Annotated in this window: 1 pseudogene; it reads right to left on the minus strand. The window is 66.5% G+C overall.

The window, feature by feature from the left end:
- Window positions 1-100: 100 nt before the first annotated feature.
- A pseudogene (locus EXE44_RS20535) lies at window positions 101-316 on the minus strand (ArsR family transcriptional regulator); the annotation flags it as partial.

Genomic DNA, 316 nt, shown 5'->3' on the forward strand with positions numbered 1-316 from the left:
GCACATAACGAACGAGGAGCGACAGCGACGAGTGAGTCGGTGCGGGAGGATGCGCCGAGGGATTCGAATCAGAGAGCGAGCGAAGCGAACGTCAACAGGCTCACTCCCAGTCGACCACGTCGAGCGACCCGTCGAGCGTGAACCGGTGTTCGGTGCCGCCGATTGGTGCCGTCACCGCGACGCGGACCGGATCCTCGTCGACCACCCGCTCGGTCGCCTCGTTGAGCCACGTCTGTTCCCAGTGCGGGACCGCCCGGTAGTCGATCCCGGCGTCGTACAACAGCGACACCGTCGCGGGGTGGCTGATGAGCGTCCC

The sequence above is a fragment of the Halorubrum sp. SS7 genome, assembly GCF_005435055.1.
Classification (GTDB): Archaea; Halobacteriota; Halobacteria; order Halobacteriales; family Haloferacaceae; genus Halorubrum; species Halorubrum salinarum.